Source organism: Streptomyces sp. NPDC036984 (assembly GCF_055607665.1).
Window position 1 is genome coordinate 68,944 of sequence record NZ_JBVJRL010000027.1, and the last position, 23,179, is coordinate 92,122.

General features: G+C 73.2%; 20 protein-coding genes and 2 pseudogenes. 7 read left to right on the plus strand and 15 right to left on the minus strand.

All coding sequences use genetic code 11. The features are described from left to right. Positions 1-85 precede the first annotated feature (85 nt). Together ACZ7DL_RS33675 and ACZ7DL_RS33680 are read left to right on the plus strand one after the other, a co-directional pair. Positions 86-865, plus strand: coding sequence for an alpha/beta hydrolase (locus ACZ7DL_RS33675; RefSeq protein WP_470780077.1), 780 nt, complete (start codon positions 86-88; stop codon positions 863-865). Beyond that, positions 858-1,457, plus strand: a complete 600-nt coding sequence (locus tag ACZ7DL_RS33680) for a hypothetical protein (protein WP_470780079.1) — start codon at positions 858-860, stop codon at positions 1,455-1,457. Before ACZ7DL_RS33675 ends, ACZ7DL_RS33680 begins: the two co-directional genes overlap by 8 nt. A gap of 65 nt (positions 1,458-1,522) precedes the next feature. On the opposite strand, the gene ACZ7DL_RS33685 is transcribed toward ACZ7DL_RS33680, so the two are convergent. The 6 genes from ACZ7DL_RS33685 to ACZ7DL_RS33710 form a co-directional block, all read right to left on the minus strand. Further along, on the minus strand, positions 1,523-2,281 hold the full coding sequence (locus ACZ7DL_RS33685) for an endonuclease/exonuclease/phosphatase family protein (protein WP_470780081.1): 759 nt from the start codon (positions 2,279-2,281) through the stop codon (positions 1,523-1,525). A 127-nt stretch (positions 2,282-2,408) separates the two neighbouring features. Further along, the gene (locus tag ACZ7DL_RS33690) at positions 2,409-3,362 is read right to left on the minus strand and encodes an ROK family glucokinase (RefSeq protein WP_400134641.1); all 954 of its coding nucleotides are present in this window, start codon (positions 3,360-3,362) and stop codon (positions 2,409-2,411) included. A gap of 67 nt (positions 3,363-3,429) precedes the next feature. Further along, the gene (locus ACZ7DL_RS33695; RefSeq protein WP_470780083.1) at positions 3,430-3,921 is read right to left on the minus strand and encodes a DUF5304 domain-containing protein; all 492 of its coding nucleotides are present in this window, start codon (positions 3,919-3,921) and stop codon (positions 3,430-3,432) included. Positions 3,922-3,976: 55 nt separating this feature from the next. Further along, positions 3,977-5,149 carry an ArsA family ATPase gene (locus ACZ7DL_RS33700; RefSeq protein ID WP_470780085.1) on the minus strand — a complete coding sequence of 391 codons (1,173 nt, stop codon included), beginning with the start codon at positions 5,147-5,149 and terminating at the stop codon, positions 3,977-3,979. Positions 5,150-5,193: 44 nt separating this feature from the next. Continuing rightward, positions 5,194-5,637 carry an SRPBCC family protein gene (locus tag ACZ7DL_RS33705; protein WP_470780086.1) on the minus strand — a complete coding sequence of 148 codons (444 nt, stop codon included), beginning with the start codon at positions 5,635-5,637 and terminating at the stop codon, positions 5,194-5,196. Between the two features lie 120 nt (positions 5,638-5,757). Then, positions 5,758-6,513, minus strand: a complete 756-nt coding sequence (locus tag ACZ7DL_RS33710; RefSeq protein ID WP_470780115.1) for a metallophosphoesterase family protein — start codon at positions 6,511-6,513, stop codon at positions 5,758-5,760. Positions 6,514-6,850: 337 nt separating this feature from the next. Here ACZ7DL_RS33710 and ACZ7DL_RS33715 point away from each other — a divergent pair, with 337 nt between their 5' ends. Then, positions 6,851-8,647: an AMP-dependent synthetase/ligase gene (locus ACZ7DL_RS33715; protein WP_470780088.1), complete on the plus strand. Its 1,797-nt coding sequence runs from the start codon at positions 6,851-6,853 to the stop codon at positions 8,645-8,647. Positions 8,648-8,660: 13 nt separating this feature from the next. Here the strand turns inward: ACZ7DL_RS33715 and ACZ7DL_RS33720 are convergent, their stop codons facing one another. Both ACZ7DL_RS33720 and ACZ7DL_RS33725 read right to left on the minus strand, forming a co-directional pair. Next, positions 8,661-10,283 carry a GMC oxidoreductase gene (locus ACZ7DL_RS33720; RefSeq protein ID WP_470780116.1) on the minus strand — a complete coding sequence of 541 codons (1,623 nt, stop codon included), beginning with the start codon at positions 10,281-10,283 and terminating at the stop codon, positions 8,661-8,663. A 195-nt stretch (positions 10,284-10,478) separates the two neighbouring features. Then, positions 10,479-11,621, minus strand: coding sequence for a glycosyltransferase family 4 protein (locus ACZ7DL_RS33725; protein WP_470780089.1), 1,143 nt, complete (start codon positions 11,619-11,621; stop codon positions 10,479-10,481). Positions 11,622-11,741: 120 nt separating this feature from the next. Here ACZ7DL_RS33725 and ACZ7DL_RS33730 point away from each other — a divergent pair, with 120 nt between their 5' ends. Continuing rightward, entirely contained in the window at positions 11,742-12,977 is a 1,236-nt protein-coding gene (locus ACZ7DL_RS33730; RefSeq protein ID WP_470780091.1) for a glycosyltransferase 87 family protein, read from the plus strand. On the opposite strand, the pseudogene ACZ7DL_RS33735 reads toward ACZ7DL_RS33730, so the two are convergent. After that, positions 12,938-14,080: pseudogene (locus ACZ7DL_RS33735) on the minus strand (MATE family efflux transporter); the annotation flags it as partial. The gene ACZ7DL_RS33730 and the pseudogene ACZ7DL_RS33735 overlap by 40 nt on opposite strands. Positions 14,081-14,082: 2 nt before the next feature. Here ACZ7DL_RS33735 and ACZ7DL_RS33740 point away from each other — a divergent pair. Further along, a pseudogene (locus ACZ7DL_RS33740) lies at positions 14,083-14,337 on the plus strand (thioredoxin domain-containing protein); the annotation flags it as partial. Here ACZ7DL_RS33740 and ACZ7DL_RS33745 read toward each other — a convergent pair. The 5 genes from ACZ7DL_RS33745 to ACZ7DL_RS33765 all read right to left on the minus strand — a co-directional run bounded on the left by ACZ7DL_RS33745 (position 14,318) and on the right by ACZ7DL_RS33765 (position 19,653). Continuing rightward, entirely contained in the window at positions 14,318-15,505 is a 1,188-nt protein-coding gene (locus ACZ7DL_RS33745) for a hypothetical protein (protein ID WP_470780092.1), read from the minus strand. The pseudogene ACZ7DL_RS33740 and the gene ACZ7DL_RS33745 sit on opposite strands and share 20 nt — an antisense overlap. Positions 15,506-15,532: 27 nt before the next feature. Continuing rightward, positions 15,533-16,543 carry a C40 family peptidase gene (locus tag ACZ7DL_RS33750; RefSeq protein ID WP_470780093.1) on the minus strand — a complete coding sequence of 337 codons (1,011 nt, stop codon included), beginning with the start codon at positions 16,541-16,543 and terminating at the stop codon, positions 15,533-15,535. A 238-nt stretch (positions 16,544-16,781) separates the two neighbouring features. Beyond that, positions 16,782-17,813 carry a C40 family peptidase gene (locus ACZ7DL_RS33755; protein WP_470780095.1) on the minus strand — a complete coding sequence of 344 codons (1,032 nt, stop codon included), beginning with the start codon at positions 17,811-17,813 and terminating at the stop codon, positions 16,782-16,784. Positions 17,814-18,025: 212 nt separating this feature from the next. Then, entirely contained in the window at positions 18,026-19,369 is a 1,344-nt protein-coding gene (locus ACZ7DL_RS33760) for an NYN domain-containing protein (RefSeq protein WP_470780096.1), read from the minus strand. Positions 19,370-19,413: 44 nt separating this feature from the next. After that, entirely contained in the window at positions 19,414-19,653 is a 240-nt protein-coding gene (locus tag ACZ7DL_RS33765) for a hypothetical protein (protein WP_404069448.1), read from the minus strand. A gap of 152 nt (positions 19,654-19,805) precedes the next feature. On the opposite strand from ACZ7DL_RS33765, the gene ACZ7DL_RS33770 reads away from it, so the two are divergent. Both ACZ7DL_RS33770 and ACZ7DL_RS33775 read left to right on the plus strand, forming a co-directional pair. Continuing rightward, positions 19,806-20,600: a rhomboid family intramembrane serine protease gene (locus ACZ7DL_RS33770; RefSeq protein WP_470780097.1), complete on the plus strand. Its 795-nt coding sequence runs from the start codon at positions 19,806-19,808 to the stop codon at positions 20,598-20,600. Next, the gene (locus ACZ7DL_RS33775) at positions 20,597-20,878 is read left to right on the plus strand and encodes an Lrp/AsnC family transcriptional regulator (RefSeq protein ID WP_361696811.1); all 282 of its coding nucleotides are present in this window, start codon (positions 20,597-20,599) and stop codon (positions 20,876-20,878) included. Before ACZ7DL_RS33770 ends, ACZ7DL_RS33775 begins: the two co-directional genes overlap by 4 nt. Here the strand turns inward: ACZ7DL_RS33775 and ACZ7DL_RS33780 are convergent. Beyond that, positions 20,875-23,133, minus strand: a complete 2,259-nt coding sequence (locus tag ACZ7DL_RS33780; protein ID WP_470780099.1) for a protein kinase domain-containing protein — start codon at positions 23,131-23,133, stop codon at positions 20,875-20,877. The two genes, ACZ7DL_RS33775 and ACZ7DL_RS33780, sit on opposite strands and share 4 nt — an antisense overlap. Between the last annotated feature and the right edge of the window lie 46 nt (positions 23,134-23,179).

Consider the following 23,179-nt stretch of genomic DNA (forward strand, 5'->3'; position numbering starts at 1 on the left):
CCGTCGGACAGACCTTAACCCGGAGGACCGTCAATGGGCCCGACGACCCTGGTCGGTGTCAGTGCGGTCGCGTACGGTGAACCCCATGCCCGTTCTCCCCGGAGCCGAGCCGTACCGCCGTGAGGGCGGGGAGGTGGGGGTTCTCCTCTGCCACGGCTTCACCGGCTCGCCCCAGTCGCTGCGCCCCTGGGCGGAGCATCACGCGGCCCACGGCCTGACCGTGTCCCTGCCGCTGCTGCCCGGCCATGGCACGCGCTGGGAGGACATGCTGCTCACGGTCTGGCAGGACTGGTACGCGGAGGTGGACCGCGAGCTGCGGATGCTCACCGAGCGCTGCTCCCGGGTGTTCGTCGCCGGCCTGTCGATGGGCGGGGCGCTGGCCCTGCGGCTCGCGGCCCGGCACGGCGAGCGGGTCACCGGCGCGGTGGTCGTCAACCCGGCGAACAAGGTGCACGGCCTGTCGGCGTACGCCCTTCCGGTGGCCCGGCATCTCGTACGGACGACGAGGGGCATCGCCAGCGACATCGCCAAGGAGGGCGCGGCGGAGCTGGGCTACGACCGGGTGCCGCTGCACGCGGCGCACTCGCTGCGGATGTTCCTGCGCCGGCTGGACGGCGAGCTTCCCCAGGTCACCCAGCCGTTGCTGCTGGTGCGCAGCGCCCAGGACCATGTCGTCCCGGCGGCCGACTCGGCGCGCGTGCTGAGCCGGGTGTCGTCCACCGACGTCACGGAGATCGTGCTGGAACACAGCTACCACGTGGCGACGTTGGACAAGGATGCGGACCGGGTCTTCGAGGAGAGCCTCGCCTTCATCGGCCGGCTCGCACCCAGTGTCGGCAAGGAAGGGACGGCCGCAGTTGGCTGAGCACGACTCCGACCGTGAGGACCGCGAGGGCCGTGAGGACCGCGGGCACCGCGAGCCGGACAAGCAGGAGGTGCCGTTCGACGAGGACGCCGCCTGGCGGGCCATCGTCGCCGGGTACGGCGAGGAGCCGCCGGACCCGCCCGGCAGCCGGCCGTTCAAGTCGGTGGAGGACCGCGCGCTCCTGGAGAAGGAGGCGGAGAGCGAGCCGTGTACCGACACGGGCGACGCCGCGGGCCGGCAGCCGGTCCGGCCGCTGGGCGGCTCGGTGTCCTTCGCGCCCGGGGTCGGCCCGCGGGACTTCACCACGCCCGAGCCGTCCGACGACGACTTCGACGAGGACGACGAGGGCCACTTCGTGCCGCCGGAGCCGCCGCCGCTGCCGTCCGCGGACACCACCGCCAGGTTCGCCTGGCTGGGGGTCGTCGGCGGCCCGATCCTGCTTCTGCTGGCGGTGCTGCTCGGCTGGGACATGACCTGGTGGCTGACCACCCTCGGTATCGGCGGCTTCCTCGGCGGTTTCGCGACGCTGGTGATGCGCATGCGGACGGACGACGGGGAGGACGACGACCCGGGGCGCGGGGCGGTGGTCTGACGCCGGACAGGGGCACCGGGCCAGGCCGTGGACTCGGTGCAGGAGCCGGCCCGGTCACCCTTCGTTCATGTCGCCGTTCGGGCGGCCGGGACGCGGAGGGCGGCCAGCACCGGGAGGTGGTCCGTGGCCGCGGCCAGGTCGGCGCGGGTGACGCCCGGCTGGTCCAGGGGGACGCCACAGCCGAGCACCTCGATGCCCCGGGTGGCGAAGATCGCGTCGATGCGCTGGTGGGGGTCGGCGGGGGTGGAGGTGAACTCGCCGCCCCAGGGGGCGGTCGTGCGGCAGTCCTGGAGGTTCTCGGCGAGGCGGCGGAAGGTGCGGCCGTCGGGGCGCTCGTTGAGGTCGCCGCCCGCGACGGCGTGTTCCACGCCCAGGTCGGCGAGGCGGTCGAGGAGCATGCCGCCCTGGGCGTAGCGCTCGTCCCGCTGGAGGCTGAGGTGGCAGCTGACGACGCCGAGGCGGGCGCCGCCGAAGCGGACCACTGCCGTGGCGAGGCCGCGTCTGTGCAGGCCGGGGGTGAGGGGGAGGAGGACGTCCTCGGTGCGCTCGACGGTGGCGCGGAGACCGCACAGGATCGCGGGGCCCGCGGCGGTGGCTCCGCCGGTGAGGACGACCTGGCCGGAGGCCGCGGCGAGGCGGGCCAGTTTCTTGCGCCAGCGGAAGAAGCGGGGGGCCTCCTGGATCAGGACCAGATCCGGGGCGCAGGCGGTGATCACTCTGGCGAGGGCGGCTGTGTCGTCGCGCGTCGAGCGGATGTTGTAGCTCAGGACACGGATGAGGGCCGAACCGTCGGGCTCTGTCGTGGAGTTGGGAAGCAACGCCATGTGGATCAATGTACGCCCGACGACTGGGGGCGCGAGGTCCGTGCGCGACTGCCGGTGCGTTGCGGCCGGTCGCGCAGGTCCCCGCGCCCCTGGGCAGACGGAGTAGCCGCGGCTCAAAAAGTGAACGTCACATGATCGGGTCGGGCTCGCGGGCCAGGTCCGCCGCGCCCACCATGCCCGCCTTGTTGCCGAGCTGGGCCGCGATCACGTCGGCCACCGGACGCCAGTTGCCGCCGACCAGCCAGCGCTTGTAGGACTTGCGGATCGGGTCGAGGACCAGGTCGCCCTCGTCGGAGAGGCCGCCGCCGACGATGAACGCGGACGGGTCGAAGAGGGAGGCCAGGTCGGCGAGGCCGGCGCCGGCCCAGCGGGCCAGCTCGCGGTAGGAGTCCACGGCGACCGGGCAGCCCTGGCGGGCGGCCATGGAGATGTGCTTGCCCTCGATGCCGTCGGGGGTGCCGTCGCCCAGCGCCAGCAGCACCTCGGCGCGTTCGGGGGTGGCATTGGCGCGCTGCTTGGCGTAGCGGACCAGGGCGCGGCCGGAGGCGTACTGCTCCCAGCAGCCCTGCGAGCCGCAGCCACACAGCAGGCCGTCCGGGACCATCCGGATGTGACCGAACTCCGCGGCCACGCCGAAGTGGCCGCGGCGCAGCTTGTTGCCGATGATGATGCCGCCGCCGAGTCCGGTGCCGAGCGTGATGCAGATGACGTTGCGGTGGCCCTTGCCGGCGCCGAACTTGTACTCGCCCCAGGCGGCGGCGTTGGCGTCGTTCTCGACCACGACCGGGAGGCCGGTGCGGGCCTCGACCTTTTCCTTGAGCGGCTCGTTGCGCCAGTCGATGTTCGGCGCGAAGTACACGGTGGAGCGCTGCCGGTTGACGTAACCGGCCGCACCGATACCCACGCCGACGATCTCGTGCCCGGCCCGCGCGCCCTCCACCGCCGAGGCGATGGCGTCCACGATGGCCTCGGGCGTGGTGGGGGTCGGCACCTTGAAGGTCGAGAGGATGTTGCCTTCCTCGTCGACCACGCCGGCCGCGATCTTCGTGCCGCCGATGTCGACGCCGATGGTGAGTCCCATGAATCCCTCAGTTTCGGTCGAGCCCCGCTACGGCCAACCGTACCCGAGGCCCTGCCGTCGCAGGGCTTCAGTCCAGGTCGATGCGCTCCCCCGGACCGCTGCCCTCGCCCCGGTCGCTCCGGCCGTCCGGCCCGTCGTCCGCCGGGTCGGCCGTGCGGGAGGTCCAGCGGCGCTCCTGGGCCTGGACGGCGGAGCGGTAGGCGGCGAGCAGCTCGCCGCCGGCCGCGGCCAGATGGTCGAAGACGTCCGGGTTGCGGTCTATGACGGGCTCGACGGCGGCTTTCGCCTGCTGGACGACCTGCCGCACCATCTGCTGGGCGGCGGGTCCGGCGAGGCCGCCGAGGAGCGGTGACGGGAGGCCGGCCAGCTTGTCGGCCACCGTGTCCACGAGCTTCTTCAGTTCCTCGGCCGCCGAGCCCGGCGGCGGGCCGTGCTCGGCACGGCGGCGGTCCCGCTCGGCGGCGAGGTCCTCGGCGCAGGCCGTGGCCCAGGCGTCGGCGTCGGTGGCCCCCGGCGGCTCCTCCGCGACGGGATCGGGTGCGGGGCGCTCTTCGCTCATGACGGCTCCTGACTACGGTTCGCCTTTACGACGTTACCCGAACGGGCGTACCCGTTCACCGTCCCGCGGCGGGCCACAGATCCGGGTCCGGGGCGAACCGGATGCGCAGTTCGCCGTCCCGGAGGCCGGCTCCGGCGACGGTGCAGCGGCGCAGGGCGGAGGGCAGCGGGACGATCCGGCGGAAGGGACCGGCCGTGATCAGGAGCTCGTCGCCGCGCCGGACGAGGTCCAGCTCCTCCCGTATCGCGCCGGGCAGCGGGAGGTGCCAGACCAGCACCCCGTCCTCGGCGATCCGGTCGGCGACGGGCCACTCGACCGGGTCGGGCGCCGGGTTGACGGCGGGCACGGCGAGGGCGTCGAGGTCGTCGCGGCCGTGCGGGTCGCGGCCGAGGTGCGGGACGGGGTGGACGTCGTACGACTCCTCCCAGTCGGCGAGCGTCTTGCGCTGCTGGGCGAGGAGCGCGTGCAGCCAGCCGTCGGGGGCCGTCTCCGGCAGGGTCCGGTTGGCGATCAGGGCCTCGGTGCGCAGGCCGCGCAGGGCGAGGCCGAGGGTCGCGGTGCGAACGGCGTCGGCGCCGGCCGGGCCGGGTTCGGCGACCAGGCGTACGGCGGTGTTCCGGTCGGTGAGGACGGCCTCCACGGCGGCCAGTTCGACGTCCCAGCGGGCCGCCGTCTCGTACAGCCAGTCGGCGGGCATGGGCACGCCGGCCAGCCGGCCGAGGACCGGGCGCAGGGCGCGGGCGGCCTGCCGCTCGGGCGGGAGCAGGCGGCGCAGATAGCGGCGCAGTTCCTCGGGCAGGCCGAGCAGGGCGAGCGCCTGCGGGAGGGGCGGGAGGTCGACGACGAGGAGGTCGTACCGCTCGGAGAGGGCCGCGTCCCGCAGCGCACGCAGGAAGGACAGTTCCTCGGCGCCGGGCAGCGGGGTGACCTCCTCGGCGTCCAGGCGGGCCGCGCCGAGGAGGTCGAGGACGTTCGCGGCGCGCGTCTGGAAGGCGGTGAGGTCCGCGCGGAAGCGGGCGACCGCGTCGGGCCGCCAGGTGGTGAGGTGCGGGGTGACCTCGGTGGGGGTCGGTCCTGTCGCGGTGCCCAGCGCCGTGCCGGGCGTGTCCGTGCGGTCGGCGCTCAGCAGGAGGGTGCGGTGGCCCTCGCGGGCGGCGGCGAGCGCGGTGGCGGCAGCGACGGTCGTACGACCGCTACCGCCCGGGCCCGTGATCAGGATGGTGCGCATGAGGGTGAACGGTACCGCCGTGCGCGGGAGGCAAACGGGAGCGACTACTTCTCCCCGGACTCGACCCTCTTCTTCAGGCCCGCCAGCGCCCGGTCGATGATGACCTTCTCCGCCTTGCGCTTGATCATGCCGAGCATGGGGATCTTGACGTCGACCGTGAGGGAGTAGGTGACCTCCGTCGCGCCCGCACCCGCCGGCTTCAGGAGGTAGGAGCCGTCCAGGGAGCGGAGCATCTGGGACTTGACCAGGGTCCAGGAGACCTCGTGGTCGCCGGTCCAGGTGTAGGCGAGGGTCTGGTCGTCCTTGATGGCGCCGGCGTCCATGACGAGGCGGACCCGCTCGGCGCGGCCCTGCTCGTCGGTGGCGAGGACCTCCGCCTCCTTCACCTCGCCGGTCCAGTCCGGGTAGCGCGCGAAGTCGGCGATCACCGCCATGACGTCGGCCGGAGCCGCCTCGATCGTGATGCTCGAACTGGTGTGTTCCGCCATCGCCGTGGCTCCTCCAGATGCGGGCCGTGTTGAGGTCTGTGTGCGCCGGGCTGCGCACGTGTGTGCAGCGTGAAGGCTACCGCGCCGCCGACCTGCCGACTTCACCCCGTCTCCGGAGCCTCACCATTCGAGTGCCCAGGGTGTGCCGGTGCCGGCGAAGTGCCCCACATTGACGCATTCGGTGGCGCCGATCCGCATCCGGCGCGCCAGTGGCTGGTGCACGTGCCCGAACAGCGCGTACCGCGGTCTGGTGCGGTGGATGGCGTCCAGCAGGGCCCGGCTGCCCCGCTCGAAGCGGCGGGCCACGGTGTCGTAGACCAGCTCGGGTACCTCCGGCGGGATGTGGGTGCACAGCACGTCCACCTCGCCGACGGCCTCGATCTTCGCCGCGTACTCCTCGTCGCTGATCTCGTAGGGCGTGCGCATCGGGGTGCGCAGGCCGCCGCCGACGAAGCCGAAGACACGGCCGCCGATCTCCACCCGCTGGCCGTCGAGGACCGTGGTGCCGGGCCGGGCGTACTCCGGCCACAGCTGCGGCATGTCGACATTGCCGTAGGTGGCGTACGTCGGCGAGGGGAAGGCGGCGAACAGCTCGGCGTACTGCCCGCGGACCGCCTTCTCGATGGCCGCGGCCCGGTCGGCGCCGATCCCGGCCCACAGCCGGGCGCCGAACTCGCGGGCCTCCGCGAAGCGGCGGGCGGTGCGCAGCTGCACGATCCGGTCGGCGTTCTCCTTGCCGAACAGGTCGGGGAAGATGCCGCGCGAGTGGTCGGCGTAGTCGAGGAAGAGGACGAGGTCGCCCAGGCAGATGAGGGCGTCGGCACCCTCGCCGGCCCGGGCCAGGTCACGGGCGTTGCCGTGCACGTCGCTGACCACGTGGACGCGGGTGCGCCGACTGCCGGTGCGTGTGGATGCCATGGCGATCAAGCGTAGGCGTGTGCGGTGTAGGTGAACAGTGCCGGCCCGGCCTGCGGCTACTCGCTTGTCGGTTCAGCGGTGGACTACTGTGCGCGAAGGAACGCCCACGTGTGTGACGCAGCGAACATCTCGCCGGGACCCCCTGTCGTAGACGCCATACCGGCGGGTAACGTCCGGGCAGTCCAGTCGTGCTCAGGATTTCAACATCTGAATCCACGAGCACTGCCCGAGCCTTGGACCGCACCGTCGCATCGCACACCGTCGTGGCGCCGGCGCCCTAAGAGGAGCAGCAGTCTTGCGCGAGTTCAGCCTTCCGGCTTTGTACGAGGTCCCTGCCGACGGCAACCTGACCGACATCGTCCGCAGAAACGCCGCGCAGCATCCCGACGTCGCCGTCGTCGCCCGCAAGGTGGGCGGTGTCTGGCAGGACGTGACCGCGCGAGAGTTCCTGGCCGAGGTGCGCACCGCCGCCAAGGGCCTCATCGCGGCCGGCGTGCAGCCGGGCGACCGGGTGGGCCTGATGTCCCGCACGCGGTACGAGTGGACCCTCCTGGACTTCGCGATCTGGAGCGCCGGCGCGGTCACCGTGCCGGTGTACGAGACGAGCTCGCCGGAGCAGGTGCAGTGGATCCTGTCCGACTCGGGCGCGACCGCGTGTGTCGTGGAGCTCGACAACCACGCGGCGGCCGTGGAGTCGGTGCGCGAGTCACTGCCCGCGCTGAAGCACGTCTGGCAGATCGAGGCCGACGGCGTGGCGGAGCTGGGCCGGCTCGGACAGGACGTCTCGGACGAGACGGTGGAGGAGCGCTGCTCGCTGGCCAAGGCCGACGACCCGGCGACCATCGTGTACACGAGCGGCACGACCGGGCGCCCCAAGGGCTGTGTGCTCACCCACCGCAGCTTCTTCGCCGAGTGCGGCAACATCGTGGAGCGGCTGCGTCCGCTGTTCCGCACCGGTGAGTGCTCGGTGCTGCTCTTCCTCCCGCTCGCCCATGTCTTCGGGCGGCTCGTGCAGATCGCGCCGATGATGGCGCCGATCAAGCTCGGCTGTGTCCCCGACATCAAGCACCTGACCGACGAGCTGGCCGCCTTCCGGCCGACGCTGATCCTCGGTGTCCCGCGCGTCTTCGAGAAGGTCTACAACACGGCGCGCGCCAAGGCGCAGGCGGACGGCAAGGGCGCGATCTTCGACCGGGCGGCGGACACCGCGATCGCGTACAGCAAGGCGCTGGACAGCCCCTCGGGCCCGTCGTTCGGTCTGAAGGTCAAGCACAAGGTCTTCGACAAGCTGGTCTACGGCAAGCTGCGCGCGGTCCTGGGCGGCCGGGGCGAGTACGCCATCTCCGGCGGTGCCCCGCTGGGCGAGCGGCTCGGGCACTTCTTCCGGGGCATCGGCTTCACGGTGCTGGAGGGCTACGGCCTGACGGAGTCCTGCGCGGCGACCGCGTTCAACCCGTGGGACCGGCAGAAGATCGGCACGGTCGGGCAGCCGCTGCCGGGCTCGGTGGTGCGGATCGCGGACGACGGCGAGGTGCTGCTGCACGGCGAGCACCTGTTCAAGGAGTACTGGAACAACCCGGGCGCCACCGCGGAGGCGCTGGCCGACGGCTGGTTCCACACCGGTGACATCGGCACGCTGGACGAGGACGGCTATCTGAAGATCACCGGCCGGAAGAAGGAGATCATCGTCACGGCGGGCGGCAAGAACGTGGCCCCGGCCGTGATCGAGGACCGGATCCGGGCGCACGCGCTGGTCGCGGAGTGCATGGTGGTGGGCGACGGGCGGCCGTTCGTGGGTGCGCTGGTCACCGTCGACGAGGAGTTCCTGGGCCGCTGGTGTGCCGAGCACGGCAAGCCGGCGGGTTCCACCGCGGCGTCGCTGCGCGAGGACCCGGATCTCGTCGCTGCGATCCAGGCGGCGGTCGACGACGGCAACGCCGCGGTGTCGAAGGCGGAATCGGTGCGGAAGTTCCGCATTCTCCCCTCCCAGTTCACCGAGGAGTCGGGCCACCTCACCCCGTCGCTGAAGCTCAAGCGGAACGTGGTGGCGAAGGACTACGCGGAGGAGATCGAGGCGATCTACGCCAAGTGATCCCCCGGCGGCCTCATGGCGCGGTGTCCTCGGCGAGGACCCGCGCCATGGTGCGTTCGGCGAGGGCGGTGATGGTGACGAAGGGGTTCACGCCGATCGACCCGGGCACGAGCGAGCCGTCGGTGACGTACAGCCGGGAACACCCCCTGACCCGCCCGTAGTCGTCGGTCGCCCGGCCCAGCACACAGCCGCCGAGCGGGTGGTAGGTGAAGTCGTCGGCGAAGACCTTGTTGCCCGAGCCGAACAGGTCGTACCGGTAGATCGTGGCGTTGGCCCGGTTGATCCGGTCGAAGAGCTTCTTGGCCATGCGCACGGAGACGGCGCTCTGGGCGTCGGTCCAGCCCAGCTTCACCGCGCCGGACGCGCTGTCGTACGAGAACGACGCCCGCTCGGGGTTCTTGGTGATCGCTAGATACAGGCTGATCCAGTGCTCGAAGCCCATGGGCAGCGGGGCGATCTCCGCGAAGACCGGGTTGTCGGGGTTGGCCCAGTCGTCGATGCCCATGACGGGCATGGTGGCCTGGTCGGCGCCGACGGTGTCCCACACGTGGTTGGCGCGGCCGAGCATGGTGTTGCCGTTGGTTCCCCAGCCCGCGCCCACGGCGGAGTCCAGGCCGGGCAGGGTGCCGGTGTCCCGGGCGCGGACGAGGAGTTCGGTGGTGCCGAGGCTGCCGCCGCCGAGGAACAGGTAGGCGCAGCCGTACTGCCGGCTCTCCACGACCGCGCCGGTGCCGTCGATCCGGTCGGCGGTCAGGACGTACGATCCGTCGCCCGCGCGGCTGATCGACGTGACCTTCTCCAGGGTGTGGATCGTGACGTTGCCGGTGCCGACGGCGGCGGCCAGGTAGGTCTGGTCGAGGCTGCGCTTGCCGTGGTTGTTGCCGTAGATGACCTCGCCCGCGAGCGCCGACCTCGTCGCGGTGCCGGCGGCCTCGCGCCGCATGTAGCCGAAGTCGTAGACGTTCGGCACGAAGGTGGTCCGCAGGCCGGCGTTGGCGGCGGCCTTCCGGGAGGTCCGGGTGAACCGGTACCACTCGGTCGACTCGAACCAGGCCGGGTCGATGGTGTTGACGCCGAGCATGGCGCGGGCGCGCGGGAACCAGGTGCCGTACATCTCGTCGGCGTCCACGGCCGGGAACTGCTCGGTGAAGTAGGACCTCGGCGGCGTGACCGCCATGCCGCCGTTGACCAGGGAGCCGCCGCCGACGCCCCGGCCGACGTAGACGGACATGTGGTCGTAGTGCACCCGGTCCAGGACTCCGGGGTAGGGGGCGATGGCCTTGTTGACCAGGTCCAGCCAGAGGAAGGTGGCGAGCGGGGCCTCGGTGCGGGTGCGGAACCACATGGAGCGCTGGTCGGGGGCGCCGGTGGAGCAGAACACCTTGCCGTCGCCGCCGGCGGTGTTCCACAGCCGGCCCATCTCCAGCACGAGGGTACGGATGCCGGCCTGGCCGAGGCGGAGGGCGGCGACCGCGCCGCCGTATCCGGAACCGACCACGATCGCCGGGGAGTTGTCGGTGGGGGCGGGTTCGGCGGCGCGGGCGGACTGGAGTCCGATGCGGGTGAGGCCCAGGGCGGCCGCGGACTGCAGTGCGGCCATGCCGAGTATGTGACGCCTTGTCAGCTGACGCTGCATCAGTTTTGCTGTCATGTTGCGCAGCATGTGCGGATTTTTCGGTTCCGCCAAGGGGGGCGCCGGGAAGCGAGGGCGCCGTCCGGGAGACCGTGTGATCGTCGTCGGCGGCTGCGAGCAGTGTGTGGTCACTCGTGCCCGCACGGCGGTAGCCGCATCTCCGGCACAGCCCCGCGCCCCTTCGGGGGCCGCGCTGCACTACAGCAGCGTTTTCAGACGCTCCGCCAGCAGGTCCCAGCGCCACTTCTCCTCGACCCACTGCCGGCCCCGTTCCCCCATGCGGCGGCGCAGCTCGGCGTCGCCGAGGAGGGCGGTGATGCGGTCGGCGGCCTGCGCCGGGTCGCCGCCCCGGACCACCCAGCCGGTCTCGCCGTCGAGCACCGCGTCCGGCGCGCCGCCGGAGTCGCCCGCGACGACCGGCAGCCCGGTGGCGGACGCCTCCAGGTAGACGATGCCGAGGCCCTCCACGTCCAGGCCGCCGCGGCGGGTGCGGCAGGGCATGGCGAAGACGTCACCGGCGCCGTAGTGCGCGGGCAGCTCGGACCAGGGCACGGCGCCGGTGAAGCGCACGGAGCCGGCGACCCCGGTCTCCCGGGCCAGGCGGCGCAGGTCCTGCTCGTAGGGGCCGCCGCCGACGATCAGCAGGACGGCGTCCGGCTCGGCGGCGAGGATGCGGGGCATGGCCTGGATCAGCGTGTCCTGGCCCTTGCGCGGCACCAGGCGGGAGACGCAGACCACGACCGGCCGGTCGGTGAGCCCGAGCCGCGCACGGACCTCGTCGCCGCCGGAGGCGGGGTGGAAGGTCTTCTCGTCCACCCCCGGCGGCAGCTGCACCATGCGGCCGGCCGCGGCCGGGGTCAGGGCGGTGGCGATCCGGGAGCGGGTGTACTCCCCCAGGTAGGTGATCGTGTCCGTGGACTCGCCGATCCGGCGCAGCAGCTGCCGGGCGGCGGGCAGCTGGGCCCAGCCGGCCTCGTGCCCGTGGGTGGTGGCCACCAGCCGCTCGGCACCGGCCTTGCGGAGCGCGGGCGCCATGAGGCCGAGCGGGGCCGCCGCGCCGAACCACACCGAGGTGCAGCCGTGCTCGCGGAGCAGCCCGACCGCCCGCCGGGTCGCCTGCGGGGTGGGCAGCAGCATGGTCGTACGGTCGCGTACGACGGTGAAGGGCTGCTCGGCGTCGAAGGCGGCGGTGGCCTCGGCGCCCTCCCGGCCGCGCTTCCAGGTGGAGGCGTAGACGACCAGCCGGCCGGGGTCCAGACGGAGGGCCATGTTGTGCAGGAAGGCCTGGATGCCGCCCGGCCGGGGCGGGAAGTCGTTGGTGACGATCAGGGTCTTGTGCATCGCCGCCGACCCTACCGAATGGGCCGTCCCGCCCACCGTGCCCGGCCGGGTCTGTGGCATGCGCACAGGGTCGCAGGACATCATGGTCGCTCGACACGGAATCGAACGGCAGGGGATCACGTGGAGACGAAGGGTGCCGGGCGGTCCCTGGCATGGCTGCTCGCGACCTGGGGCGTCACCCGTGCGGTGCTGCTGCTCTTCGTCTTCCGCGTGTACGCCTTCCCGGGCCCGGACGTGACCTCGGACGTGTCGGTGATCTACCGCGGCTGGTACGAGGTCCTGCGCCAGGGAACGTTTCCGCTGGACGACGTGACCTGGCAGTACCCGCCCGCCGCCGCCCTCGCGATCCTCTCCCCCGCCGCCTTGCCCTTCCTGTCGTACACGCACGCCTTCTTCGTGCTGGCCTGCCTGGCCGACGTCGTCGTGCTGGCCCTGCTGTCGGCCGCGGGCCGGCACCCCGGCCGGTCCCGGCGCGGGGCCTGGGTGTGGGTGGCGGGCGTGGCGCTGCTCGGGCCGACGGTGTACGCCCGCTACGACGTGATGGTGACCGCGGTGGCCGTGGCGGCGCTGGTCGCCGGGGCCCGGCACCCGCGCGCGCTGGGCGCGCTGACGGCGCTCGGGGCGCTGCTGAAGGTGTGGCCGGCGCTGCTGCTGGTCGGTGCGGCGACCCGGCGGGCGTGGCTGTCGGCGGCGGCGACCGCGGCCGGCCTCGCGGCGCTGTTCGCGGTGTCCATGCCGGGCGCCTTCGCGTTCCTGACCTTCCAGCGGGACCGGGGCACCGAGGTGGAGTCGCTGGGCGCCCTGGTCTTCCATGTGGGCCGGCACTTCGGCTGGCACGGCGAGGTGCTGCTCAACTACGGGTCGATCGAGTTCCTGGGCCCGCACGTGGACCAGGTCAGCACGGCCGCGCTGGCGCTGACCGGGGCCGCGTTCGGCTGGCTGCTGCTGTGGCGGCTGCGCGCGACCCGCCCGGCACCGCACACCCTCGCCGAGGCGGCCTTCACGGCGGTGCTGCTGTTCACGGTGACCAGCCGGGTGATCAGCCCGCAGTACCTGGTGTGGCTGATCGGCCTGGCCGCCGTCTGTGCCTCGTACCGGGCGAGCCGCATGGGGACGCCCGCGCTGCTGGTCGTCCTCGCCTCCTTCGTGACGGTCCTGGAGTTCCCGCTCGGCTTCTCGCACGTGGTGGTGAGCGACGGGTACGGCATCACGCTGCTGGTGGTGCGCAACGGCCTGCTGGCCGCGGCCACGCTCGCCGCGGCCCGGCGGCTGTGGCGCTCGACCGTGCCCCCGGTCGCGACCACCCCCTTCCCGCCTCAGGCCACCCGCGCGACGGAGGCACCGGTCTCCTCCTGACGTCCGGCCCGCCGCAGCAGCACCGCCACGGCCGCGCACTGCACGGCCATGGCGAGCGCCATCGCCAGGCAGATCCCGGGCAGGCCGAGCCCGGAGAGGGCGGCGGCGAGGGGCAGCTGGACGGCGGTGCCGAGCAGGGTGACCCGGAGCAGCGCGGGCGCTCCCCCGCTGCCCTCGAAGACTCCGCCGAGCGCGATGAAGGAGGCCATCAGCAGCAGGTGGGGGCCGATGCAGCGCAGGAACAGCACGCCTTGGCGGGCGACCTCGGGACCGGCGCCGAAGGCGGCCATGATCCAGGGGGCCGCGGCGGCGAACAGCACGGCGGCCGCGAGGCCCAGGGCCCCGGCGACGAGCACCGCATGCCGGCCGATGTCCCGGCGGGCGTCCTGGCCGGCGCCCCGGGTGTGGGCGGTGTGGATGGCGGCGGCCTGCCGTACCGCGTAGAAGGCCATGGTGGCGACGTACAGGACCTTGTAGGCGACCGAGTAGGCGGCCACCGCGGTGACGCCGAGCCGGGCCACGATCGCCACCAGGACCAGGGCGCCGCCCTGCCGCACGGTGAAGTCGGCCGACATGGGCAGTCCGGTGGCGCAGGTGCGGCGCAGGGCGGCCGGGGCCCCTTCGGCGGGGCGGACCCGGGCGGCCGTGCACAGCAGGGTGTTGCGGCGCAGCGCGAGGAGGCCGGCGGCGAGGGCCACGGCCCGGCACAGCACGGTGGAGGCGGCGGCGCCCCGGACCCCGTAGCGGTCGATCAGGAGCGGGTCGCACAGCAGGATCAGCCCGTTGGCCAGCAGGCGGAGCCGCATGGGGGTGCGGGTGTCGCCGGCGCCCTTGAGGACGCCGTCGACGAGCTGCTGGACGAAGAAGACGGCCATGCCGGGCAGCGAGATCGCGAGGTAGGAGGCGGCCAGGTGCAGGGCAGTGCCCTCCGCGTCGCCGAGGACCACCGCGGCGAGCGGCTCGCGCAGCAGGAAGCCGCCGACCGCGACCACGGGCGTGACCAGCGCGCACAGCGCCCAGCCGCCGCGTACGGCGGCCCGTACGGCGGCCGGGTCCCGGGCGCCGCGGGCGTGCGCCACCAGCACGGTCGCCCCCGAGGCGAACCGTCCGCTTCAACACGGTGCTGGCCTTCCTGCGGCACCTGGACGACCCCGCCGAGCAGGCGGCCGTCCTGCGCCGCCGTCTCGACTTCCTGGAGACTCCGGCCAGCTTCTTCTACCGGGAGGGCGAGCCGGTGGGCGCCGAGGAGGCCGGGGACCTGTTCCGGGAGGGCATGCTGCGGGTCGCCCGGGCCACCGGCAACGCCGAGCGGGAATGGCTGCGGGAGGCCATCGGCACGCTCAGCCGAGCTGGGTCGTGACGTACGCGCGCCAGCGCGCGGTGAACTCCCCCGGGGTCGTCCCGAGCACCTTCCCGAGCGCCTCCTCGACCGCGCCCGCCCGCTTCCCGTGGGCGCCGACGGCCCGGTAGAAGGCGCCGAGCCGGACCATGCCCCACTGCTCGGCGATCATCCGGCAGGCCAGCCAGCCGCCCTCGTAGGCCCGCGCCAGGTCGGTGGGCTCGCTGGTGAAGCCGAAGTCCTCGTCGCTGGGCAGCGCGTCGGGCACCTCGCCGTCCCGGACGGCACGGGCCAGTTCCGGGGCGGCCTCGGCGGGCGTGCGGCCGGTGTCGAGATAGCCGATCCAGTCTGCGTAGCCCTCGGAGAGCCAGAGCGGGGTGGCGGCGGTGGTGTGCGCGCGGGTGGCGACATGGGTCGTCTCATGGGTGAGGACGACCTGCTTGCCGACGTCACCGAGGACGGCGTACGCCTCCGGGTTGATCAGCACCCGGTCGGCGGGCGCCCGGCCCGAGCCCCCCGCCTCGCCCGTGGTGACGGCGGCGATGCCCCGGTAGTTGGCGGCGGGTGAGCCGAGCAGGCCCGCCATGTCCGCCAGGGACCGCGGGACGAGGACGACGACCCGGCGGGTCCAGTCCGTGTCCCAGGCGCGGGAGACGGCCGGGACCGCGCGGTCGGCCAGCCGGGCGAACGGCTTCAGGCCCGCGGCGGACCCGCCCGTGCCCAGCACCAGGCTGTGCGCGCCCCGCACGGCGGTCACCGCACCCTGGTCCCACAGCTGCTGCCCGGCCTTCCCGGCGGGCCGGTCGGCGGTGACGTACCACCGGCCGTCGGTGGTGCGACCGAGGGTGAGGGTGCGGCGGGCGTCGACCGGGGCCTTGTCGTAGCCCGCGACGCGGTAGCGCAGTTCGGCGTCGGCGGTGGCGCCGGAGGCCGTGCGGTGCAGGCCGGTGACCCGGTAACTCCAGGAGTCCAGCGGGAGGGCGCGCAGCCGGGTGTACTGCGTGCGGGCGCCCGTCGCCGCGTACGCCGCCTCGTCGTGGCCGAGCAGCGCCGCCGAGCGCCGGTCGAGCACCTGCTGCACCTCGGCCCGGGCCCGGTCGGTCACCGGCCGCCCGCCGCACCCGGCAAGGGGCAGCAGCAGCGCGAGCCCTACGGCCCCGATCCCGCACCTCCGCCTGCGACCAGCCACTTGCCGATCGTACGGGGAGGAGCGCGGTCAGGGCCGGGTGACCGAGGAGACCGGCATCATCCCGACCGGGTCGTAGCGCACCGGAGCCCCGGGGTGGGGCGCGTGGATGACCTGACCGTTGCCGACGTACATCGCCACGTGGCTGGCGTCCGAGCGGTAGACGACCAGGTCGCCGGGGCGGGCCTGGGAGAGCGGGACCTGCCGGCCGGCGAACCGCTGCTCCTGCGAGGTGCGCGGCAGATGGATGCCGGCGTGCGCGTACGACCACTGCATCAGGCCCGAACAGTCGAAGCCCGAGGGGCCGTTGGCGCCCCACACGTAGGGGCGGCCGAGGGCGGAGCGGGCGGCGGCCAGAGCCGCGGCGGCGCGGACGTCGGCGGCGACGGCGCCGGCCGGGTCGGGCAGGTCCGTGCGGCTGCCGCGGGAAGCCCGGTCGTAGGCGGCGCGTTCGGCGGCGGGCAGGGCGTTGATCAGCTGCCGGGCCCGGGCGAGCTTCCGCTCCACGGTGCGCTTGTGGGCGGCCACGGCCCTGCGGCTGCGCTCCAGCTCGGCGAGGGTCCGGGCCGCCTCCGCGCGCTCCTGGGCGAGTTCGCGCAGCGTGGACTGCAGCTCCTTGAGCCGACCGGCCTGCCGGGCGCCGATGCGGTCGAGCGTGGACGCCTTGTCCAGGTAGTCGTCCGGATCGGCGGAGAAGAGCAGGGCGACGGCCGGGTCGATGCCGCCGGCACGGTACTGGGCGCCCGCCAGCGAACCGAGCTGCTCCCGCAGAGTGTTGACGCGCAGCTGCTGCCGGGCGATGTGGTCCTGTGCGTCCCGGACCTCCCGGCGCAGCCGGCCGGCCCGCTCGTCGGCCTTGTCGTACGCCTGGGTCGCCCTCTCCGCCTCCTCGTACAGGCGGTCCACCTGGGCGCGGGTGTCGGCATCCGGGGCCGCGTGCGCCGGTACGGCGCCGAGCGCGGCCGCCGCGGCCGACAGCACGCACAGGGCGACGGCGCCCCGGTCGAACCCGGACGGTGCAAGGCGGCGATGGGACCCCACGGCAGTCCTTCTGCTGGCGGACGTCGAACCGTTCCCCGGCGCCCGGGGACGGGGGGACCCCGGCGCCAGGGAAACGCGGCAGACAGTAGCCGTGCGGACGGGCCCGGACCAAAGACCTCGGAGTCAACACACAGTGACGCCCCGCCGCTGACGCAGGTCACCGGCGGGGCGTGGAGTCAGTTTCGGTTTCGGTGATTCGCCCGTTCGGGCGCCACCGTGCCCGGGTGGGACGAGGGCGTCAGACCCGGACGCCGAACTGGAACGGCATGTTGTTGATGGACTCGTAGCGGACCACGGCACCGGTGTGCGGGGCGTGCAGCACCTGGCCGTTGCCGGCGTACAGGCCGACGTGGTGCAGGTCGCCGTAGAAGAAGACCAGGTCGCCGACCTTCAGGTCGCTCATGCCGATCCGGGTGCCGATGCCCGCCTGCGCCTCGGAGGTGCGCGGGATGGAGACGCCGGCCTGGGCGTAGGCCCAGGAGGTCAGGCCCGAGCAGTCGAAGGAGGACGGGCCGGAGGCGCCGTAGACGTAGGGCGAGCCGATCTTGCTCTGGGCGGCGGAGAAGGCCGCCTGGGCACGGCCGGAGGCCGGCGGGGCGTCGCCCAGGTCCACGCGGTCGGTGGAGGAGCGGTTGGCGCGCTGCTGCTCCTCGGCGAGCTGCGCCTTCTCCTTGGCCGTCAGGGTGTTGAGGAGCTTCTGCGCCGCGGCGAGCTTGCCCTGGACTTCCTTCTTCTTGTTGCCCAGTTCGGTGCGGGTGGCGGAGAGGTCCTTGAGCTTCTCCGTCGCCTCGGCCCGCTCCTGGGCGAGTTCGCGCTGTTTGTCCTGAATCTTCTTCAGCGCGTCGACCTGCTGGCTGCTCAACTGGTCGAGCGTGGACGCCTTGTCGAGGTAGTCGTCCGGGTTCGAGGACAGGAAGAGCTGGACCGAGGCGTCGATGCCGCCGGAGCGGTACTGGGCGGTGGCCAGCGAACCCAGGCCGTCGCGGAGCTTGTTGAGCTCCTCCTGGCCGCGGGCGACGTTGTCCTGGATCGTGGAGATTTCCTTCTGCAGCTTCTGCTGCTTCTCCTTGGCGCCGTTGTACTTCTCGGTCGCCTGCTCGGCCTGCTCGTAGAGCTTGTCGACCTTGGCCTTCACCTCGTCCTTGCTCAGCTTCTCGCTGGGGGCGGCGTTGGCGGCGTTCGCGCTCAGCGCGACGGCAGCGGCGGCTGCGGTGGTCAGCACGGTCACACGAGTGCGACTCGGCTGCTTGGGTCGACGGTGGGACGCCACGGAGGACGAACTCCTTCTTGTGAGTGATCACCCGTTCGGAGGTTCGAGCCCAGACCCTAGTGACCCAGCTGTGATCAGTTCAAATCCTCACAGCAAAAAACCCCGTCACGCAAGGCATTCTTTGCACACAACTCACATGCAGTGAGATGCGGTTGACACTACGTTGCGTGACGATAGGCCCAATTCGGGCATTCACTATGTCCGTTGAACCTTCAGGACAGTCGCTTGAGAAGTACCGCAGAGGCCACCGGTCGGGCACCGGCCCTGGCGACCCCGTCGGCCACCTCCCGGTCGGTGGAGGCGACGATGACCGGGCGCCCCGGCGGCTCCGCCCGCACCAGCTGGCGGATCAGCTCGTCGGCCGTGACGCCCGGCTTGGAGAACAGCACCCGCACCCCGCGCGGCGGCGCGAGCAGCACCGGCGCGGCCAGTTCGGCGCCGTCGAAGACACACGTCACCTCGGCCCCGGTCTGCGCGGCGAGCGCGGAGAGCTGGCCCAGCAGCCTGAGCCGCTGCTTCTCCAGCGGCATCTGCGGATAGCCGGTCTTGGTCACGTTGTAGCCGTCGACGACCAGATGCGCCTGCGGCAGCGCCAGAAGCTGGTCGAGAATGGCCGGGTCGTTCTCGGACAGGGCCCGGGCCGCGATGTCCTTCGGGGTCATTCGTCCCGGTTCGACCGCGTCCACGGTCTCGGCCGGGCGCACCGACACCGGAGGCAGGGCAAGTTCGCGCCGCAGCCCCTGGGTCGCGTCCAGCAGGGTGTCGAGCAGCAGCCGCACCCGCATGTCCTCCACGCTGCGGCCCTCCCGGGCCGCCCGGCGGGTGGCCTCCAGCGCGGCCTCGGCCTCGCCCAGGCGGGCCTTGAGCCGCCGGGACTCACTCTCCGCGACCGACACCTGCGCCTGCGCCTCGGCGCGTACGGCGTCGATCTCACCCTGCACCTTGCGCAGCGCGGCCTCGCCCCGCTTGACGTCGCTGAGGGCGGCACGCAGTTTACGGTGCAGCGATTCCGCTTCCTTCTTGGCCGACTCCAGCTCCGCGCGCAGCCGTTCGGTCTCGACGCGGGTGTGGTCGCGGGCCTGCGCCAGCTCCGCGCGCAGCCGCTCCAGCTCGGCCCGGCTCTCCTCGCCGGCCCGCTCGGCGTCCGCGCGCTGGGCCTCCTCGCCGGCCGCGGTGACCAGCTTCACCCAGCCCGCCGGGCGCAGTACGTAGGCCGCGGCCGCCACGTCGAGCGGGTCCGCGGCCGGGGGCGGGGAGCCGGAGTCGAGGGCGCCGGCGAGTTCCGGCTGCGCCTCTCTGAACTTCTCCCCGATCCGCTGCCGGAACAGCGCATCGGTCTCCAGCGCCGCCGCCATCGCGTTCCCGGCGAACTTCGCCCGGCGATTGGGTGCGAAGCGGGCGTACTGCCTCAGCTGAGCGGGCAGTTCCGCCACGGTCAGCCCGCCGAAGCCGTCCGAGACGATCTGTACGACCCGTCGGCGCACGCCGTCGGGCAGCGGACGGTCAAGCACCTCAGCGGTGCCGTCGCCCGGCCCCCCGCCTGCGGTCTCCACCATCCGTCACACCCCAATACACACATGTCCCTCGGGGGCCGCTCCGCTCAGGAGCCGGCGCCCGGCCTGTCCACGAGTTCCACCTGGTCCACCGCGTTGCACCAGCGGCAGCGCACCGACTCGATGGTCTCACTGACCACCTCGCGCTCCTCCACCGTCGACTCGCCGGCCAGGTCGAGGTGGACGTACTCGACGACCTTCGACGAGCGGGTCACGTCGAACCGGGTGAGGTTGCCACAGAGGGTGCAGCGCCATCGCGTGGTGGCCGTCGGCAGGGGAACCGTCATCGTGACTGTCCGCTTCCTTCTCGTGTCGGTCCGCGCCGCTCCCCGACGCGTGTGGCTCGTAACCCTACGGCCTGGCGGGTACTCGCCGCCCGTCCGTCCACGGCGGCGAGGCGGTCTGTCAGCCTGCGTCCCGTTACGTCATGCTCTCAGTCATGATCAGTAGCTGGAGCACGGCGGCCGGCAGGACTCTCAGAGCGGTCCGGGGGACCTCGGCGCCCATGACGTACGGCCTCATCGCCCTGTGCAGTCTGATCTTCGTCCTCGGCCCGGCCTCCGGGCTGGTCCCCGGGTACGGCTCCGGGGAGGCCCTGGCGGCCGCGCAGCGGGCGTACTTCCGGCAGTGGGGCGTGGTCCCGGCCGAGCTGTTCGACGGACCGGCCGGAGCGGCGCTCACCCCGGCCACCGCGCTGTTCGTGCACGGCAGCTGGGTGCATCTGCTCGGCAACATGCTCTTCCTCTTCGTCTTCGGGGCGATGACCGAGGAACGGATGGGCCGGGTGGAGTTCACCCTGTTCTACGTCGGCTGCGGCTGTCTCGCCCTGCTCGGCTACGCGGCTGCCAACGCCACCTCCGAGCAGTCGCTGGTCGGCGCCTCCGGGGCGATCTCGGCGGTCCTCGGAGCGTTCCTCTTCCTCTTCCCTCGCGCGCGTGTGACCAGTCTCCTCCCCTTCCTGTTCTTCCTGCCGCTGCGATTTCCCGCGTGGGTCGTGCTGCCGTTCTGGGCGGCCCTCCAGTGGCTGGCGGCCGGGCACGCCTCCGACGGGCCCGGGGTGGCGTACCTCGCGCACGTGGTGGGGTTCGGTCTCGGGTTCGGCTACGCGTGGGTGCGCTACCGCAAGAGGAAGGGCCCGAAGGGCGGCCTCGCAGGGGCGGTGGTGGGCGACGGGCGGGCGACTAGAGTGAATGCCGCCCCAGCTCCGGTCACCGAGGGAGAGAAACAGCCGTGATCACCGCGATCGTTCTGATCAAGACCAGCGTGGACCGGATCCCCGAGATCGCGGAGCAGATCGCCGCGCTCGACAGCGTCAGCGAGGTCTTCTCGGTCACCGGCACCTACGACCTGATCGCCATGGTCCGGGTCCGGCAGCACGAGGACCTCGCCGAGGTCATCCCGGGCCGGATCAGCAAGATCCCCGGCGTGGAGGGCACGGACACGCACGTCGCGTTCCGCACCTACTCCCAGCACGACCTGGAGGCCGCCTTCGCGATCGGCCTCGACAACTAGGTGCTCACGTCCACCGCGGCGATGCCGGTCCCCGAGGGGACGTAGAGCCGGCCGCCGCGCACGACGGGGGTGTGCTGGTCGTCGCCCGCGCCGTGGCCGAGGGCCGCGCTCCAGCGCCGCTTCCCGTTCAGGTCCAGCGCCCAGGCCCCCTCGCCCGCACGCACGTACACGGTGTCGCCCGCCACCACCGCCCGCGGCTCGGCCGTGGCCCCCTTGAGGTCGTAGGTCCAGGCCCGGGAGCCGTCGGCCGCCCGCACCCCGTACACGGTGCCCTGTTCCGTCCCGACGGCCAGCGCACGGTTCCCCGCGGTCAGCGCCCCGGAGCCGTCCTCCCTGCGCCACAGGCGCCGGCCGTCCGTGACCCGGAAGCCCTGGCGGGCGGCGGCGGAGTCCGTGACCAGGGTGGTGCCCGCGAGGGCGAGGGCCGTGACGTCGGTGCCCCCGGGCACCTGCCACTTCCGCGTCCCGTCCCGCGCGTCCAGCGCCAGCAGGACATCGCCGTAACTGCCCGTGCAGATCACCTCGGCCGTGACGAGGGGCGTGCCGGTGGGGCCGGCCGGGGTCTTGGCGGTCCACTTCTCGCTGCCGTCGGAGGCGTAGCGGCGCAGTCCGCCCGCGTCCGTGCCGCCCACGGAGACCAGCACGTCCGCGCCGAGCAGGACCGGGACGGCGTACGCCCGGTCGCCGAGGGCGCGGGTCCACAGCGGGCTGCCGGACAGACTCACCGCGGTCAGCCGGCGCACGTCGTCGGTCTCGAAGCCCACCACGCAGTACACGGCGTCCCGGGTGGCCACGGGGGTGGAGACGTCGTCGCCGAGCCGGACCTTCCAGCGTTTGGAGCCGTTCCGGGAGATGGCGTGCAGCACGCCGCCGGAGGTGCCGGCGTAGACGACGGAGCCGTCCGGGGAGAGCGCGCAGCAGGCCCCGTCCAGGCCGCCGATGCCGCCGAGGTCGTACTGCCAGCGCAGCACCGCGGGCCCGGCCCTGCCGGATCCCGACCGCACGGGCGAATCGGAGCTGCTGCCGCTGCTCTCCGTGCTGTACCCCTGCTCCACCAGCCAGGCACCGGCCCCGACCCCGGCCACGGCCACGGCTCCTCCGGCAAGGGCCTTGAGGAGCCGGCGGCGGCCGGGGGCAACGGGGCCGAGGCGGTTGGAGGGGGTGGTGGCGTCGGCGGGGGCGGGGGTTGTGAGGGGTGGGCCGCCTGCGGAGGTGTGCGGCGCCGGAGGCACGGGGGCGGGCCCGGGTGCCGGGGTGACGGGGTCCGCGGGGGTGGTGGGGGGTGAGTCGCCTGGCGGGGTGCGGGGCGCCGGCGGCGTGGGAGCGGCTGAGGGGTCGGGGGTGGGAGCCAGGTACTCCACGCCGCTGGGGCGGTCGTCGGCGGTGCGGCCCGGCTGCGCCGCGGGGCCGTACCAGCCGGGGCGGACCGCGGTGCGCAGGGCCTTGGGGGTGAACCCGGCGATCGCCCCCACCTCCGCCGGCTCCGGGCGCTCCAGCGGGTCCTCGCGCAGACAGGCCGTCACCAGCGGGCACAGCGCTTCCGGTACGCCGGACAGGTCGAAGTCGCGGGTCAGGATGCGCAGCAGCACCACCGAGTCCTGGCCCTCGCCGAAGGGTTCGCGGCCGGCCGCCGCGTAGGCGAGGACCGCGCCGAGGGAGAAGACGTCGCTCGGCGGGCCGACCTGGCCGCCGTTGCGGATCTGCTCCGGCGAGACGTAGCCGACCGAGCCGACGACCGCACCGGTGCGGGTCAGCGAGGTGGCCTCCAAGGCCCGGACGATCCCGAAGTCGATGACCCGGGGCCCGTCCGGGCCCAGCAGGATGTTCGACGGCTTCAGATCGCGGTGGACCAGGCCCCTGGCATGGATGGCGGCCAGCGCCTCGCCGAGCGCGGCGGCGAGGATCCGGACCGCGGACTCGGGCAGCGCGCCGTGGTCCAGGACCGCGTCCCGAAGATTCGGCCCGGACACGAACTCCGTGGCCATCCAGGGCCGTTCGGCTTCGGTGTCGGCGTCCACGACCCGCGCGGTGTACGTGCCCGCGCCGCCGACGGTCTGCGCGGCGCGGACCTCGTGGCGGAAGCGCGCACGGAAGGTGCGGTCCTCGGCATGCTCGGACCGTACGACCTTCACCGCGAGACGCAGGCCGGTGCGGGACTCGGCGAGGTAGACCTCGCCCATGCCGCCTGCGCCGAGTCTGTGCGTGACCGCGTACGGGCCGATGTGGCGCGGGTCGGTTGCGCGCAACGGCTGCACTCCGTGCTCCCCCTGTCCGACGTGTCGTCAAGGGGAGGTTATCCGT

Coding starts and splice junctions, on each gene's coding strand:
- ACZ7DL_RS33770 (WP_470780097.1), top strand. CDS start 19,806: ATGATCAGTAGCTGGAGCACGGCGGCCGGCAGGACTCTCAGAGCGGTC.
- ACZ7DL_RS33695 (WP_470780083.1), bottom strand. CDS start 3,921: ATGAGCGAAGAGCGCCCCGCACCCGATCCCGTCGCGGAGGAGCCGCCG.
- ACZ7DL_RS33720 (WP_470780116.1), bottom strand. CDS start 10,283: ATGCAGCGTCAGCTGACAAGGCGTCACATACTCGGCATGGCCGCACTG.
- ACZ7DL_RS33675 (WP_470780077.1), top strand. CDS start 86: ATGCCCGTTCTCCCCGGAGCCGAGCCGTACCGCCGTGAGGGCGGGGAG.
- ACZ7DL_RS33760 (WP_470780096.1), bottom strand. CDS start 19,369: ATGGTGGAGACCGCAGGCGGGGGGCCGGGCGACGGCACCGCTGAGGTG.
- ACZ7DL_RS33725 (WP_470780089.1), bottom strand. CDS start 11,621: ATGCACAAGACCCTGATCGTCACCAACGACTTCCCGCCCCGGCCGGGC.
- ACZ7DL_RS33685 (WP_470780081.1), bottom strand. CDS start 2,281: ATGGCGTTGCTTCCCAACTCCACGACAGAGCCCGACGGTTCGGCCCTC.
- ACZ7DL_RS33690 (WP_400134641.1), bottom strand. CDS start 3,362: ATGGGACTCACCATCGGCGTCGACATCGGCGGCACGAAGATCGCGGCC.
- ACZ7DL_RS33765 (WP_404069448.1), bottom strand. CDS start 19,653: ATGACGGTTCCCCTGCCGACGGCCACCACGCGATGGCGCTGCACCCTC.
- ACZ7DL_RS33700 (WP_470780085.1), bottom strand. CDS start 5,149: ATGCGCACCATCCTGATCACGGGCCCGGGCGGTAGCGGTCGTACGACC.
- ACZ7DL_RS33705 (WP_470780086.1), bottom strand. CDS start 5,637: ATGGCGGAACACACCAGTTCGAGCATCACGATCGAGGCGGCTCCGGCC.